The organism is Rhodococcus sp. NPDC076796, assembly GCF_040702765.1.
Taxonomy (GTDB): Bacteria; Actinomycetota; Actinomycetes; order Mycobacteriales; family Mycobacteriaceae; genus Rhodococcoides.
The window spans coordinates 280,596-295,434 of record NZ_JBFBMS010000002.1 but is presented as its reverse complement, the minus strand read 5'-3'; the positions used below and the strand labels follow the sequence as shown (position 1 = coordinate 295,434).

At 65.3% G+C, this 14,839-nt stretch carries 17 protein-coding genes; 9 read left to right on the top strand and 8 right to left on the bottom strand.

Annotation, left to right across the window (positions count from 1 at the left end; genetic code table 11):
* Window positions 1-86: 86 nt before the first annotated feature.
* From AB0366_RS06605 to pyrE, 4 genes are all read left to right on the top strand, one after another.
* A complete protein-coding gene (locus AB0366_RS06605; protein WP_366243180.1) occupies window positions 87-1,073 on the top strand; it encodes a DUF5666 domain-containing protein in 987 nt (328 codons plus the stop codon).
* Window positions 1,074-1,158: 85 nt separating this feature from the next.
* Window positions 1,159-2,208, top strand: a complete 1,050-nt coding sequence (locus AB0366_RS06600; protein ID WP_366243179.1) for a hypothetical protein — start codon at window positions 1,159-1,161, stop codon at window positions 2,206-2,208.
* Between the two features lie 82 nt (window positions 2,209-2,290).
* Entirely contained in the window at window positions 2,291-2,851 is a 561-nt protein-coding gene (locus AB0366_RS06595; protein WP_366243178.1) for a LemA family protein, read from the top strand.
* Window positions 2,852-2,955: 104 nt separating this feature from the next.
* The gene (pyrE, locus tag AB0366_RS06590) at window positions 2,956-3,504 is read left to right on the top strand and encodes an orotate phosphoribosyltransferase (RefSeq protein ID WP_366243177.1); all 549 of its coding nucleotides are present in this window, start codon (window positions 2,956-2,958) and stop codon (window positions 3,502-3,504) included.
* Window positions 3,505-3,525: 21 nt separating this feature from the next.
* On the opposite strand, the gene AB0366_RS06585 is transcribed toward pyrE, so the two are convergent.
* The 5 genes from AB0366_RS06585 to AB0366_RS06565 all read right to left on the bottom strand — a co-directional run bounded on the left by AB0366_RS06585 (window position 3,526) and on the right by AB0366_RS06565 (window position 8,600).
* A complete protein-coding gene (locus AB0366_RS06585) occupies window positions 3,526-4,134 on the bottom strand; it encodes a class F sortase (protein WP_366243176.1) in 609 nt (202 codons plus the stop codon).
* Window positions 4,121-5,968 (bottom strand): hypothetical protein, encoded by a 1,848-nt coding sequence (locus AB0366_RS06580; RefSeq protein ID WP_366243175.1) that lies wholly within the window; start codon window positions 5,966-5,968, stop codon window positions 4,121-4,123. The genes AB0366_RS06585 and AB0366_RS06580 overlap by 14 nt, the downstream gene beginning before the upstream one ends.
* 275 nt (window positions 5,969-6,243) lie before the next feature.
* Window positions 6,244-7,470, bottom strand: a complete 1,227-nt coding sequence (locus AB0366_RS06575) for an MFS transporter (RefSeq protein WP_366243174.1) — start codon at window positions 7,468-7,470, stop codon at window positions 6,244-6,246.
* On the bottom strand, window positions 7,467-7,928 hold the full coding sequence (locus AB0366_RS06570; protein WP_366243173.1) for a MarR family transcriptional regulator: 462 nt from the start codon (window positions 7,926-7,928) through the stop codon (window positions 7,467-7,469). Before AB0366_RS06570 ends, AB0366_RS06575 begins: the two co-directional genes overlap by 4 nt.
* Before the next feature lie 75 nt (window positions 7,929-8,003).
* Window positions 8,004-8,600 (bottom strand): hypothetical protein, encoded by a 597-nt coding sequence (locus AB0366_RS06565; RefSeq protein ID WP_366243172.1) that lies wholly within the window; start codon window positions 8,598-8,600, stop codon window positions 8,004-8,006.
* 133 nt (window positions 8,601-8,733) lie between these two features.
* Here AB0366_RS06565 and AB0366_RS06560 point away from each other — a divergent pair, with 133 nt between their 5' ends.
* Window positions 8,734-9,369, top strand: coding sequence for a lysoplasmalogenase family protein (locus AB0366_RS06560; protein ID WP_366243171.1), 636 nt, complete (start codon window positions 8,734-8,736; stop codon window positions 9,367-9,369).
* On the opposite strand, the gene AB0366_RS06555 is transcribed toward AB0366_RS06560, so the two are convergent.
* The gene (locus tag AB0366_RS06555) at window positions 9,340-9,792 is read right to left on the bottom strand and encodes a hypothetical protein (RefSeq protein WP_366243170.1); all 453 of its coding nucleotides are present in this window, start codon (window positions 9,790-9,792) and stop codon (window positions 9,340-9,342) included. The two genes, AB0366_RS06560 and AB0366_RS06555, sit on opposite strands and share 30 nt — an antisense overlap.
* A gap of 89 nt (window positions 9,793-9,881) precedes the next feature.
* Between AB0366_RS06555 and AB0366_RS06550 the strand changes: the two genes are divergently transcribed.
* The 4 genes from AB0366_RS06550 to AB0366_RS06535 all read left to right on the top strand — a co-directional run bounded on the left by AB0366_RS06550 (window position 9,882) and on the right by AB0366_RS06535 (window position 13,313).
* Window positions 9,882-10,670, top strand: a complete 789-nt coding sequence (locus tag AB0366_RS06550) for an SDR family oxidoreductase (RefSeq protein ID WP_366243169.1) — start codon at window positions 9,882-9,884, stop codon at window positions 10,668-10,670.
* Window positions 10,671-10,807: 137 nt separating this feature from the next.
* Window positions 10,808-11,416 (top strand): DUF6636 domain-containing protein, encoded by a 609-nt coding sequence (locus tag AB0366_RS06545; RefSeq protein ID WP_366243168.1) that lies wholly within the window; start codon window positions 10,808-10,810, stop codon window positions 11,414-11,416.
* Window positions 11,413-12,102 (top strand): TrmH family RNA methyltransferase, encoded by a 690-nt coding sequence (locus tag AB0366_RS06540; protein WP_366243167.1) that lies wholly within the window; start codon window positions 11,413-11,415, stop codon window positions 12,100-12,102. The genes AB0366_RS06545 and AB0366_RS06540 overlap by 4 nt, the downstream gene beginning before the upstream one ends.
* Before the next feature lie 74 nt (window positions 12,103-12,176).
* Window positions 12,177-13,313, top strand: coding sequence for a glycoside hydrolase family 76 protein (locus AB0366_RS06535; protein ID WP_366243166.1), 1,137 nt, complete (start codon window positions 12,177-12,179; stop codon window positions 13,311-13,313).
* A 74-nt stretch (window positions 13,314-13,387) separates the two neighbouring features.
* Here AB0366_RS06535 and AB0366_RS06530 read toward each other — a convergent pair whose 3' ends face one another.
* Entirely contained in the window at window positions 13,388-14,083 is a 696-nt protein-coding gene (locus AB0366_RS06530) for a DedA family protein (RefSeq protein WP_366243165.1), read from the bottom strand.
* A gap of 28 nt (window positions 14,084-14,111) precedes the next feature.
* Complete coding sequence (locus AB0366_RS06525) at window positions 14,112-14,816, bottom strand: VTT domain-containing protein (protein WP_121872197.1); 705 nt, start codon at window positions 14,814-14,816, stop codon at window positions 14,112-14,114.
* Between the last annotated feature and the right edge of the window lie 23 nt (window positions 14,817-14,839).

Below are 14,839 nucleotides of genomic sequence, written 5' to 3'. Positions count from 1 at the left end.
TTCCTGAACAGGCCCGCACGAGCACTGCTCGTGCGGGCCTGTTTTGTGCCTTCAGCTGGGATGTACCGGGTAGGTACGCTCGTGGAATGACGAATCCGGACGACCCGCGGTCACCTCGAGAACGCGATCAGGACGCGGCACGCCAGACGGAGTCATCCGAGCCGACCCAGGACTACGGTCGGCCGTACCCCGAAGCCCAGCACTACCCCGACGGCGCTCACCCCACCGAGGCGTATCCGACGCAGGCGTATCAGAACCCGGCTTACCAGAATCCGGCCCAGCAGAATCCAGACCCACAGGCGTATCCGCAGGGGTATCAGCCCACGCAGGCATTTCCGCCGTACGACCCCGAGCAGCAGGCGGCGGCGAATCAGGCCTACGGCCAGACCCAGCAATACGGCCAGGCTCCGCAGTACGGCCAGGCCCCGGGGTACGACACAGCTCAGTACGGCCAGCCCCAGCAGTACGGTCACACTCAGCAGTTCGGCCACACACAGCAGTTCGGGCAAACGGGGCAATTCGGGCAGCCGCCGGAGTACGGCGCTCCGCCTCCCACCGATGAACCGAACGCCGCTGATTCGGGCAGCAAGGGCCCCCGCCCATGGGTTCTGGCGCTGATCGGATTCGTTGTCTTCGCCATCGTCGTGGTGTTCGGAATTTCCTTCCTGAGTGGGGGATCGGACGAGCCCGGCACCACGGCCACCGGCCCGTCGACGTCGACCTCGATCCGGCCGCCCACCTCGAGTGCGCCCACGACTGCGCCGCAGCCCACCGAAACGGGCACGGCCACCACCCCCGAGCTGATCCCGGGTGGAATCCCCGAGATTCTCGGTCAGCTGGGCTCGTCGGTGGGAACGATCAGCGCCAACGACGGTTCGACTCTGACGCTCGACGGACTCGACGGCGCTCCGGTGACGGTGCAGACCACACCTCAGACGCAGATAATCTCGTTGTCCGGTAGCGATCTGGCGTCGCTGACCGTCGGTGCTTTCGTCGTGGTGCAGGGCGAGGCCGTCGAGGACGGAACGATTCGCGCGAACGTCATCATCGAAACGCCCAGTCTCGGTGGATAGGCGACCCGAGCTGTCGTAGGGACCGTTCACAGGACCCGGCGGTGGTGGGCGGCGCAGGTGTTGATGTCGATTAAGGTGGTTCGCGATGACGGCAATGTGGTTCGGCCTTGCGGCAATTGCACTGATGGGTGCAGTGGCGCTGCTCTACATCGACAGGTCCAAGCGAGATCAGTCCGGACGTGTTCGGCAGATGTGGGCCAAGGCTCAGGGATACGAGTATCGACCGTACGATCGAGAACTGGTCACTCGGTTCTCTCGCGCTGCCCTGTCCAAGCCCGAGTTCGACGTGGCTCTCGGAGTGGTGACCGGCGTTCGGCGCGGTGAGGAGTTCGTTCTCTTCGACGTCGAGGAGACGGGCACGATCGTGGCCGTGCAGCGCTCGGTCGGTTCCGATGTCGACATCGACCTTCGGCCCCGCTCGACGCCACCACCGCGCGACGAGGACATGGAACTGCTCGGCTCCATCGGCCCGCGCGTGGTGTTCGCCACCGACGTCGATATCGCTCGCCGTGTCTGCGACCAGCGGATGGCTGCGTTCACCGAGTCCATCCCGGCGAATCTGCAGCTGTTGTGGAGCGAGAAGGACTGGACGCTCGGATCTCTGCCGCTCAGCAGTGCCGGTCGCGATTGGGATGCCGCGATCGACGCGGTCGCGCGACTGTCGGGCATGTTGCATGTGTTGCCCCCGGTTCGCGGAAGCGCGGTCTACGGCTCTCGCCCCGGCGATCCCGGCCGTGATCGAAGCGATCCCGGTAGGCCACTGGTGCAGGAGGCGCACACTCAGCAGGCGCGCACGCCGCAGAATCCCCAGCCTCGCGTGGCGGAACCTCGTATTCAGGCGGTTCGAAGCCCGGAGCCGCGTGTTGCCGAGCCGAGAACCTCTGCACCCAAGACGCCCGAGCCACGGGTTCGGCCACCTCGGGTAGCCGAGCCGCGCCCTCAGGAACCCCGTATTCAGGAACCCCGCACCCAGGAGCCGCGTCCGCAGGAGCCGGGACGTAGGCCGCGTCCACCGAGGCCCGATGCGGCCGGTCCGCAGGCTGCGCGTTCGGCGAATCCGTCGCGTCCGGTGCCGCGTCCGCCCGCGTCGCGTCCGATTCCGTTCGACTCGGAGCGCCGACGCAACCAGCCCTGATGAAACTTCGGGCGTGTTTACGAGCGCAGACGCGCTTACGCGGCTAAATTCGTACCCTGTGACGGTTTCTTCAAGTGTTGTCGTGGCGGTCGTGATTCTGGTCCTGGTTGTCGTGCTCGGTTACGTGGTGATCGCGGTGCGTCGACTCGGTCGGTACAGCGAACAGACGGAGCAGAGTCTGCGGCTGGTCGACGTCGAGCTGGATCGACGTCACGAGCAGTTGGGCCCGTTCCTCGCCGCCGCGGAGGCAACCGGGCTGTCCGGTGATCTGCTGCGTCAGCTCGGCGGCGCGCGTTCGTGGTCCAAGGCCGTACGCGATCGCAGCCTGGGTCTGCAGGCGCAGGCCGCTGCCGAGAATGCGTTGTCCGCCGCGTTCCATGCCGTGCTCGCCGATGCCGATGCGCGTCAGACCGCGTTGGGCAATTGGTCGTTTCAGGGTCCGGCCGGAGAACTGAACGTCACCGAGCGTCGTATCGCAGGCGCGGTGCGCGTGTACAACGACAATGCGTACCGGTTGTCGCAGGCGATCGGCACGTTCCCGTCCTCGCTCGTCGCCAGGTCTCGCTCGTTGACCGCACCGGAACCGTTCGTGGAGACCAAGGAACTGCTCGACGAGCAGCAGTCGGCCGAGATCGCTGCCTAGTAGCAACAACGATCAGCGGTGCCGGCGGGAGCGCATGCGCGGTTCGGTGGGTAAGTTCGTACCGACCTATCGAAGATCCGTGGTGCGACGAGAGGAACCCGAACATGGCCGACAGTGGCGCGAACTCGGACCGGCAGGAACTGGCCGATCTGGTGAAAGAGCTTGCCGTCGTGCATGGGAAGGTCACGTTGTCGTCGGGCAAAGAAGCCGACTACTACGTGGATCTGCGTCGCGCGACACTGCATCATCGGGCGGGTGCGCTGATCGGTTCGCTGATGCGTGATCTGGTTGCCGATTGGGATTTCGTGTCGGTCGGCGGTCTGACGATGGGTGCAGATCCGGTGGCCATGTCGATCATGCATGCCCAGGGGCGTCCGATCGACGCGTTCGTGGTGCGCAAGGCTGCGAAGGCGCACGGCATGCAGCGTCAGATCGAAGGCCCCGACATCGTCGGCAAACGTGTTCTGGTGGTGGAAGATACGACGACCACCGGAAATTCTCCGCTCACTGCCGTGCAGGCTCTGCGTGACGCGGGCGCGACGGTCGTCGGAGTGGCCACGGTGGTCGATCGGGCGACCGGGGCGGACGAGGTCATCGCCGCCGAGGGGCTCGAATATCGATCCCTCCTCGGACTGGCGGACCTAGGCCTGTAGCCCGAGTCCTCGAAGAGCTTGTCAGCGAACCAGTTGCGCGACGACGACGAAGTTGTCGTCGGTGGGTTCGCCGCCTTGGACGTCGCAGTTGGCGAGGATCAATCGTCCCGGCACCGAGCGTCGGAGTTCGTTGTCCGCCAGCAGGGATCCCTTCGGTAGTGGGCCGACCGATTCGACCGCGTACTGCAGGGTGCCGCTCGCTGTGCGCAGCACGACGGTGTCGCCCGGTGTCACCACGCGCAGTGCCTTGAATGGGGCATCACGCTTCGAATAGTTATGTCCCGCAACCACTACCGTTTGTTCGGTGGATGTTCCTGGCATACCGCTCTCGGCCCACCATGCGGGCAGTTCGTCGACCGGGTTCAGCACCTGGCCACTGTCGCCGCCGCGGTAGAGCGGGTCGGGATGGATGGGGCTGCTCAGGTAGGTCGTGCCGTCCGAGGACCGGAGTTCGATGTATTCCGGCTGAGCGGGAGCGACGTCGGTCGCCGGTGCAGCCACCGAGATCTGTGACTGCACCGGCGAGCGATCGGGCGCGGCGATCCCGACTTCGTCACTCGCACAACCTGATACGAGTAGAACGAGGGTCAGGATCGCCGTCCACAGCCAGCGGGTGTTACGAGGTGGCATCGGTGGAGCTGCGGCGACGCAGGTAGAACGCTCCACCTGCTGCCGCGACCACGACCACGCCGACTCCGGCCAGAATCGCCGGGGTGTTGGACGAGCTGTCCGACCCGCCCGACGCCTCGTCGGAGGAATCGCCGAGAGCGAGATCGACCGGCGGCAGATCGCCTGCAACGCTGACGACACCGTTCTCGTCGGTGGTGAAGTAGTCCGCGACGGTGAACGATCCGTCCTCGTTCCTGACACCGACCAGGGAGACTCCGGTCTTGTCGACGACGACGGTGTTCTCGTCGACCTCGGTGACCGGAACGTCCTCGCGGACAACATTTCCGAGGTTGATCGTCCACTCGAACTTCGGTCCGCTGGCGGCCAGTTCGGCTGCTGCGGCCTTCAGATCGGCCTCGGCCTTGGCCTTCTCGTCGGCATTGGCCCTCGCTGCATCGACGTCGGCCTGTACGGCTGCCAGTGCGTCCGCGGCCTCGGTGGCCTTGGTCTTGGCTGCAGCGGCTGCGTCGGTCTTGGTTGCCAGATCTGCATCGGCGGCCACAACTGCGGCGTCTGCGTCCACGACTGCCTGTGCGGCGTCGGCTGCGGCCTGCTCGAGGTCTGTGATGTCTGCATCCGACGGGGCGGCGTCGAGTGCAGCCTGCGCTGCGGTTGCCGCTTCTGCCTTGGCCTCGGCGTCGGCCTTGGCCGCATCGGCTGCGGTTCGGGCGTCGGCTGCGGCCTTCTCGGATTCGGTCTCCTCGCCCGCGGCAGCCTCGGCTGCGGCTTCGAGGTTCACGGCATTCTGCTCGGCCATCGCGGCCACCGCGGCTGCAGTCTGTGCTTCGACGTTCAGTGCCAGCGACTTCGCGGCAGTGGCAGCGGCAGCGCGAACCGCAGCGGTCACTTTGGCGAGGTTGAAGTTCTTGAACGAATCCTGAACGGCGGTAACGGAATCTGCGAGGGCCTTGTTCGACTCGTCGGCCTCGACCTTGGCACTGGCGGCGAGCTCGGCCTTCGCGTTGGCATCCGCGCGGGCCGCCTCGGCTTCGGCAGTAGCCTCGGGATCGCCCGAGACGGCTGCGTCTTCGAGTTCCTTGGCCTTTGCGTCTGCCTCCGCAGCGGCTGCTGCCGCACTGTCGGCGGCGGCCTTGGACTCCTCTGCCGCGGTCTGCAGCTCGGCTGCGGTGTTCTTGGCAGCGGTGACGGCCGCACTCGCGGCCTCGCTCTGGACCTTGGCCGATGCGGCGGCCGTGACGGCTGCCTTCGCCTTGACGTCGGCCTCGGCCGCGGCTACCTCCGCTTTGGTGGCGTCGCTACTCGCGGCGGTGTCGGCGGCCTTGGCTGTGTCGAGGCGCACCTGAGCAGCGGCAGATGCTTCGGCGGCAAGCTTGCTGGCCGCTTCGGCGTCGGCGATTGCCTGCTTCTCCGCGTCGGACAGCTGCGGGATGATGTCGAGGTTGACCGTCGCGGTTCCGTCGTCGTTCATGACGATGCCGGGGACGATCTGGGGCAGGGGGCGGATGCTCGACGGTGCTTCGGGGGCCGGGACCGCTGCGACGGCAGCCGCAGCCTCGGCCGCGGCTGCAGCCGCATCCTCCGAGGTCACAGCGGGTGATTGAAGTTCCCCGTCGACGGTGGCGGATCCTTCGACGGCTGCGCCCTCCTCGGCGGTGGGATCTCCGGATTCGGTGCCGCCTTCGGTGGCGGGCTGCTCGACGACGGAGCTGTCCGGTGTGGTCGGTTCCTGCGCACTGGCGATTCCCGGTGCGGCGAGGGAGAGGGACAGTGCCATGGCGGCCCCGGCAGCGGCGAGGCGCGCCTTCTTGGACCTGGCGATCGACTTCTGCGACATGGAGATTGTGGCCCTTCGGTCAGTGGCAGCTTCGTGCTGCGCGCACCCGCCCTCCCACGCGGAACGGGTGTTGTTGGTGAGTCACACGAACAACCGTGTTGACGTGACCGTAAACCAACCGGCCGGTCTCGGGAACCGATAACGGCTTTACCTGAGAATTGGTTATGAAAGTGTTACTGATGGGGCACATGTGACGAGAGGGATACGTGACATGCAACGGCGGTCGAGACGTGTACGTCTCGACCGCCGCGAAAAGCCTTTCGGATGAAGGTATTTCAGTCGCCGACCGTCACGGCCCGGGCCTCGTCGATGCTGTGAGGTGCAGGTTCATGGTCGTCGACGTGAGCGAGCACCTTCCGGCCGGTTGCCAGGACCACGATGGCGAGGGCGGTGCAGGCGGCACCCACCCAGAACGGGACGTGCATGTTCGACTCGCCCAGTTTTCCGGCCAGGTAGGGAGCTGCGGCCCCGCCGGTGAAGCGGACGAAGCTGTAGGCCGCCGATGCCGTCGAGCGCTCGACCGGCGCCGAGATCATCACGGTCTCGGTGATCAGCGTGTTATTGACACCGAGGAACAACCCGGCCACGACGGTTCCCACGATGAGGACGGTCTTGTTCTCGGTGAACATCGCCATGACGGCGAGATCCAGCGCAAACAGCAGCAGTGCGAGCATCATCATGTTCAACGTTCCGAAGGCCCGCTGCAGCTTCGGTGCGACGAACACCGACGCGACCGCCAGGCACAGGCCCCAGCCGAAGAAGATGAAGCCGATCGAGTACGTGCCCATGTCCAACGGGAACGGGGTGTAGGCGAGGAGGGTGAAGAATCCGTAGTTGTAGAGCAGCGCGGTGATGCCGACGGTGAGCAGGCCGCGGTGTCGAAGCGCGCGGAACGGATCGAGTATCGACGTGGTGTGCGCGGGCTTCGGGGTGTCCGGGAGCATGACGATGAGCAGGATGAACGCGACGGCCATCAGTGCGGCAACTCCGAAGAACGGTCCGCGCCAGCTGAATCCGCCGAGAACTCCACCGACGAGGGGCCCGGTGGCGATACCGATACCCAGCGCGGCCTCGTAGAGGATGATCGCGCGGGCCACACCTCCTGATGCGGCACCGACGATGGTCGAGAGCGCCGTCGCGATGAACAGGGCATTGCCCAGTCCCCAGCCTGCGCGGAAACCGATGATCTCGCCGACCGATCCGGACGTGCCTGCCAGGGCGGCGAAGACGACGATGATCGCCAGTCCCACCAGTAGGGTGCGCTTGGGTCCGAAGCGGCTCGAGACCACTCCGGTGATCAGCATCGCGACACCGGTCACGAGCATGTAGCTGGTGAACAGCAACGACACCTGAGACGGCGAGGCGTCGAGTTGTTCACCGATGGGCTTGAGGATGGGATCGACGAGGCCGATGCCCATGAAGGCGATGACGCTGGCGAACGCGACGGCCCACACCGCTCGCGGTTGCTTCAGCAGGCTGTCGGAGGAAGTGCTGGTGGTCACGAAATAGTTCCTCTCATTTCGTGATCGACGGGCTCGAGGATGCTGCGAAGCTCGCTCAAGCCGTCGGTCAGTTTCTGGATCTGGTGTGGGTCGCGGTCGGACAGGTACGGCACCAGTCCGTCGACGATGTGGCGTCGACTCGCGGCGAGCCATCGGTGGCCGTCTTCGGTCATCTCGATGAGGACGGCACGGGAATCGTCGGGATCGGCGGTCCTGGTGACGAGGCCGCTCTTGCTCAGCTTGGTGAGCAATGCCGTCGCCGACGGTTGGGAGCAGCGGTCCAGCTCGGCGAACGTGCTGATGCGCAGGGGCTGATATTCCTCGAGCAACGACAGCGCTCGCATCCACGCTCTGGGCCATTCGTCGCTGCCGAACCGTGCGGCCAATCGGACGAACCGTGACGAGCTGGTGACCAATTGCGACAGGAGGTCCCGGATGTCTGCGTCGGAGTGACTCACCGGATTATTATTACATACGCTAACTATCTATACGAAAAGCGCACTGTATCGCCGCCTGGGATCGGCGGCGACGAGTCAGTACTGGCGCAGGAGATCGGCGATGTCGCGGTCCCATTGGGCGTCCCGCCGACCGTCGTAGCGGAAGCGCATCAGGTGATAGAAGCCGATGAGAACGGATGCCACGAGCACCCAGCTACCGATGGTGTTGAAAATGGACGCGGCGACGACGTCCGACGAGGTCAGTGGTCGCATGCTCAGATCACCGCTGTTGTCGACCCAGATCTGCGTGGTGGTACCGACAGGTGATCCGGTGTCGACGCTGACGCGTCCGGTGTGCTCGACGCCTCGGTAGACCCACCGTGAGTCGACTGCGGTCGCAGCCGCGCCGGACGCGCCGAACTCGGTCGATGCCACGGGTGTGGATTCGGCGGGGGCCGTCGTGGTCGCGGTGACCTGGTGGATCGAACTCTTCTGGTCTTCGAGTCGTTGTTGTTGATCGGAGTGGGCGGTGGCACCGATCCACAGCGACACCGGAACCATGAGTATCAGCAGTGCGGTCACCCAGTGCTTGATGCGTGCCTGGCGTACGTCGCAATCGCGGAGCAACGGGTTGGGGTGGCCGGCGAAGGCGGAGCGACCCGAACTGTCCTGCCCGGTGAGTTTGCGGCGCATGATGGTCCCCACTACCTCGAAATGATCCGACCGACCTTTCCACGATGGCCACGCCACCTGCGAGTATCAAGCGATAGGGGTAAGCGTCACATGTGACGTTCACTGTGACGAGATTTTCGGTGGAGGTCTGCGAATGGTTGTAGGTCGGGTTCGGCGGGCTCGTGCGGCCGCGCTGGTAGCGGGTGCGGTGACCGTGGTCGGTGCGTGGACGGGGTCGATGCCCCTGCAGCGCGTGGCCAAGCCACTGATAGTTCCGGCACTGGCCTGCGGGCTCGATCCGGTGCCGAACCGGGTGCTCCTGGCAGGTCTTGCGGCCGCCACGGTCGGCGATGTGCTCTTGATCGACCCCGACGACGATTCCGCTCTGGAATGGGGCGCGCGGGCGTTCGCCGTGATGCAGGGCAGCTATACGTATCTGCTGCTTCGCAGAGGCGCGCGTCCGTCGCTGGTCGACGCTGTTCCGCGGTACACCGGATGGGCGGTCGCGGCGACGCTACTTGCCAAGCGTCAGCCCGCGGTGGCGTCGACCTTGATCGCCTACGGTGCAGTGCTCGCGACCACGTCGACCCTGTCTGCTCGTTCCGTTTCTCGCGGCGGCGATCGGCGGCTGATGATCGGCGGAGTTCTGTTCACCGTCTCCGATGCGCTGATCGTGTTCAGACGACTGTTTCTGACCGAGGACCGTCAGCGGCGGACCGCGGAGGCGATCATTCTGTCGACGTATGTCGCGGCGCAGGTCCTACTCGTCGAGGCCCTGGCTGCGGGGTAGTAGCAGTACTCGCTCGCGGTGGGCAGGGTCGACGCGAACGGCGATGACGGTGCCGGGTTCGAATCGCGAGGTGTCCGAACGTGGGATGTCGTACACGATCTTGCCGAAGTAGCTGCCCGAGCCGGGCACAGTGAATTCGAGGTCCAACTCGGCGGTGTCGTCGTCGATACGGCGAATGGCGTCCACCGTCGCCCACCCTTCGACGCCGTGTTCGATCAGTTCCTTCTGCTCACGCGTCGGTCGTCCGGCGATCATCATGGCCAGGCCCAGCGCTGCGCCGAATCCGGCGACCAGGGCCGCCAGCTGGTACGGAAGCGTCCCCGGTGGGGTGCGGTCCATCAACCAACCGATCCAGATCGCCAGCACAAGTGCGTAGCCGATCGTCACAAAGACGACGGATCGCACGATTCTCGCGTTGTTCACTACGGTGCTCCTGCGCCGCCGAAAGCGGCTGTTCGATATTCGACGATAGGGGGTTACCGGTAAGTAGGGTTACATGTACGGTGATCGATGTGACTCGACCAACTGTCTTCATCTCAGGCGCAGCTGCCGGTATCGGCCGCGCGACGGCTCTCAAGTTCGCAGCCAATGGCTACCTCGTCGGTGCGTACGACATCGACGAGACCGGCTTGGCATCGCTCGGCAAGGAAGCTGCTTCGCTCAGCGGCCGCGTGGTCACCGGCATCTTGGATGTAACCAACTCGGACCAGTGGGAAACCCGGTTGAAGGAATTCGTCGCCGAGGGCGACGGTCGTCTCGACATCTTGGTCAACAACGCAGGCATTCTCGCCGCGGGTGCCTTCGAAGACATGCCACTGGCGGTGCACCGCCGACAGATCGCAATCAACTTCAACGGCGTCGTCTACGGCACGCACGCCGCGTTCCCCTACCTGAAGGACACTCCGGGCGCTCAGGTGGTCAACCTGTGTTCTGCGTCTGCGATCTACGGTCAGCCCGAGTTGGCGACGTACGGCGCATCCAAGTTCGCGGTGCGCGGTATCACCGAGGCGCTGGACCTCGAGTGGAGCAAGTACGACATCTCGGTCAAGGCCATGTGGCCGCTGTTCGTGCAGACGGCGATGACCCAGGGTGTCTCGACGGGAACCACGAGTTCGTTGGGTGTCAAGCTCACCGTGAAGGACGTATCCGACGCGATCTTCGACGCCACCCGTCCGGTCAAGCGTCGGTTGCACAAGGTGCATTTCCCGGTCGGCTTGCCGTCCAAGGCCCTCTCGCTCGGATCACGCTTCTCGCCCGCATGGCTCACTCGCGAGGTCAACCGGCGCCTCAGCCACACCTAGAACTCCTCGCCGGACGATGCCGGCGCTGCGCCGGTATCGTCGGTCTTTCGAGCAATCGGTGTCGAAAGGCGGGTCGGGGTTTTTTCATGCTGAGTACGTGGGGTTCGAGCAGGCGGCGGTCGAGCAGAGTGCGGCAAATGGGTTGGGTGCGAGCCTGGTTGGTGGGAATCGGGGCCGGTACGGCGCTCGTTCTCACCGGTTGCAGCAGTGAGTCCGCTGCCCAGCCTCCGCGGCCTGCGTCGACCACCACCCCCGCGCCGACAACCACGACGGCAACCACCACCCCTGCGCCCGTGACGACCACGGAGATACCACTCCCGCCGCCTCCGCCTCCGGCCGAGCCGCCGCCCACCGAGGAACCGCAGACGACGTACGCCGCCATCGGCGGTGCGTACTACTTCAGTTCCCCCGACGGTTTGTTCCAGTGCGGAATCGTGCCGTTGTCGAGCCGTACCGAGGCCGGGTGCCAGGGCACCACAACTCCGGTGCCGCCGCGGCCCGAGGACTGCATGATCAACTGGGGCAACGGTATTCGAGTCACCAACGAAGGGCCGGCTGCATTCATGTGCTCCGGCGGCGTGGTCTACACCTCGGGTGGGGACACGATCGATCCACCGCTCGCGGTCGGCGCGTCCATCGCCGAGAACGGATTCACCTGCACGTCCGCCGAGAACGGCATCTCGTGTGTCGACGATGCGACCGGACACGGTTTCCGCATCGCACCGGACAGCAACGAAGTCTATTGAGCGAGAACACGATCGGCAGCGAGCCGTCGTCGGACGACGCCGGCCCCACCGAGTGGGGTGAGAACCCCAACGGCGTCGGACCGTGGTCCGACACGCACACCGAACCGCCGCCCGACGATCCACGATTGGACCCGGAACTGCTCGCCGGCGGTGACCGCCGCAACGTCGTCGACGCCTACCGCTACTGGCGACGCGAGGCGATCGTCGCCGACATCGACACCCGACGCCATTCGCTGCACGTCGCCATCGAGAACTTCACCAACGACGCCAACATCGGGACGGTGGTGCGCACCGCGAACGCCTTCGCGGCTCAGGCGGTCCACATCGTCGGACGTCGTCGGTGGAACCGTCGCGGTGCCATGGTCACCGACCGCTACCAGCACATCCATCACCACGACTCGGTGGAGGCGCTGATGGCGTTCGCCGCGGAGCAGCACCTCGTCGTCGTGGCCGTCGACAACACGCCGGGGTCGGTGCCCATCGAGACGGCGGAGTTGCCGCGTCACTGCCTGCTGCTCTTCGGGCAGGAGGGACCGGGGGTCACCGCCAGTGCCCGCGAATCGGCCACGATGACGGTATCGATCGCCCAATTCGGTTCCACCCGCAGCATCAATGCAGGTGTTGCCGCCGGGATTGCCATGCACTCCTGGATTCGGCGGCATGCCGACCTCGATACTGCGTGGTGAAGCTCAGCGCTTCCGGGTGTGCTTTCCGGGGCGGGATGTAACGAATCAGCAACGGTAGTGGCAGGATTGCGGGTATGCAGGAGTTGTGGTCGCAGCGTGCGGACGCTGCGGAGGGGGCCGTCGTCGCGCGGCACATGCGTCGGCTGTGGGGGCTCCCGGGCACGACGTTGGGAGTCGTCGCCTGGCCACCGGCGCGCAAGGAACGGATGTTCCTGCGCTGGCACTACTGGTGGCAGGCCCACCTGCTCGACTGTGCGGTCGACGCCGCAGATCGCGACCTCACGGCCAAGCGCCGTCGGCGACTGAACAAGATCACCCGAGCGCACCGAACCCGCAACGTCAGCGGGTGGACCAACAACTACTACGACGACATGGCGTGGCTCGGGTTGGCGCTCGAACGCGCGCAGCGGCAGCACTTCGTCGGCAATCGCGGTGGCATCCAGCAGATCGAGATGGAATTGTTCGACGCCTGGGCTCCGGCCGAGGGCGGCGGCATTCCGTGGCGCAAGAAGTCGGATTTCTACAACGCACCCGCCAACGGTCCGGCCGCGATCATGCTGGCGCGCACCGGTCGGCTGTGGCGCGCCCAGGAGATGGCCGACTGGATGGACCGCACCCTCAAAGACCCGCGCACGGGGCTGATTCTGGACGGAATGCACTCCACTCGCGCACTCGTCGAGGCCGGAAAGCCCGGCGAGATGGAACGCGCCGTCTACAGCTACTGCCAGGGCGTCACGCTGGGCCTCGAGACCGAACTCGCCGTTCGACTCGGCGAACCCAGGCACGCCCAGCGAGTCCATGCCCTGGTCGACGCCATCGACAACCACCTGACCCGCAACCTCGTCATCACCGGCGGCGGTGGGGGAGACGGCGGCCTGTTCAACCCGATCCTCGCGCGCTACCTGGCGATCGTCGCGTTGGAGCTCCCCGGAGACTCGGACGCCGACGACCGAGCACGCGAACTCGCAGCAGCGATCGTGCTGAACTCGGCCGAGTCTGCGTGGGAGAACCGCCTCGAAGTGGAAGACAATCCACTGTTCGGAGCCGACTGGACCCGCGAAGCCCGATTCCCGGGGCAAGGCCTGCACATCGCCACCTTCACCGAAGGAACGGTCCGACCGTCCGATGTGCCCGAACGGGACCTCTCGGTGCAACTCGGCGGCTGGATGCTCATGGAAGCCGCATACCGCGTCGCAGCTGCAGGTTTCTAGTCGTTCCGCAGGCTCCACTCCTGCCGGTTTCCAGTCGTTCCGCAGGCTCCACTCCTGCCAGGCTTCCAGGGCCGCTACTCGACGACCTCTTCGACCTCGATGGTCTCCTCGGGGCGGGCCATTTCCTTGCGGTACTGCCAGATACCGAGCCCGGTTCCGACGACGAGCAGCACGATCATGCCGATGAGGACGGCGGGCATCAGCCACGGGATGCCGTCGATGAACGAGCCGAAGTAGAACCCGATCAGCAGCAGTACCGGAGCCCAGATGATGGCTCCGAGGGTGCTGGCGATCGTGTACTTGCGGTGATCCATCTTCGCGGCACCTGCGACCAGCGGGCAGAGCGTGCGCACCCAGGGGATCCACCGCGCGACCAGTACCGCCCAGAATCCGTGCTTCTCGAGCAGGAGATTGACCTTGTGCAGGTTCTTGGTGTTGAGGTACTTGCCGTTCTTGCGGGCCACCAGCGTCGAGCCGGTTCGGTGACCGATCGAGTACCCCACCTGGTTGCCTGCGATGGCGGCGACCATCGCACCGAGCGACAGCGCCCAGATGTGACCGGTGCCCGACGCATGGGTCGCCATCACGATTCCGGCCGTGATCAGCATCGAATCTCCGGGCAGGAACAACCCGATGATCACCGCGCATTCGATGAACACGAACGTCATCACGATGATCCACACGACGAGCGGGCCTGCCGTCTCCAGCGGACCGAAACTGCCGACCGCCTGAACGGACACGCTCGGCAGCGCAGTGGTAATCGACGACATGGACTCGATCACTTTCGGAAGATCTCGATCAGGACTTGGTGTCCGGGGCGACGGCCTCGATCACGTCGGTGGCCTCCCCGAGCGGAGTCTTGCGGGCCTTGATCATGCGCTTGCCGACCTCGATGACGATGGGGAGGACGGAGACGGCGACGATGAGAAGGAAGATGATGTCGACGTGGTCACGAATGAACGCGATCTGCCCGAGCAGGTACCCCAGCACGGTCACGCCGGCACCCCAGAGGATGCCGCCGACGACGTTGTAGGTGAGAAACAGTGAGTACTTCATGTGCGACGCACCGGCGACGACCGGTGCGAACGTACGCACGATCGGCACGAAGCGCGCCAGGATGATGGTGATCGGACCGTGCTTCTCGAAGAAGATATGCGATTCGTCGATGTACTTCTTCTTGAAGAATCGCGAATCGTTGCTCTTGAAGAGGGCCGCACCACCCTTCGTGCCGATGAGATAGCCGACCTGATCGCCGAGGATGGCCGCGATCGGGATCAGGATGACCAGGGTCCAGATGGACGCGAACGGCTCGATCTCGGTGGACTTCGACGCCGCGATCAACCCAGCTGTGAAGAGGAGGGAATCACCTGGGAGCAGCGGAAACAGCAGCCCCGACTCGATGAAGACCACCAGCAGCAGCCCGATGAGCACCCAGTGACCGAAGGAGTTGAGCAGGTTCACCGGGTCGAGGAATCCGGGCAACAGGGCCAGGTTCGTCGTCATCGTTTCCGAGGCAGCTAGGAGAC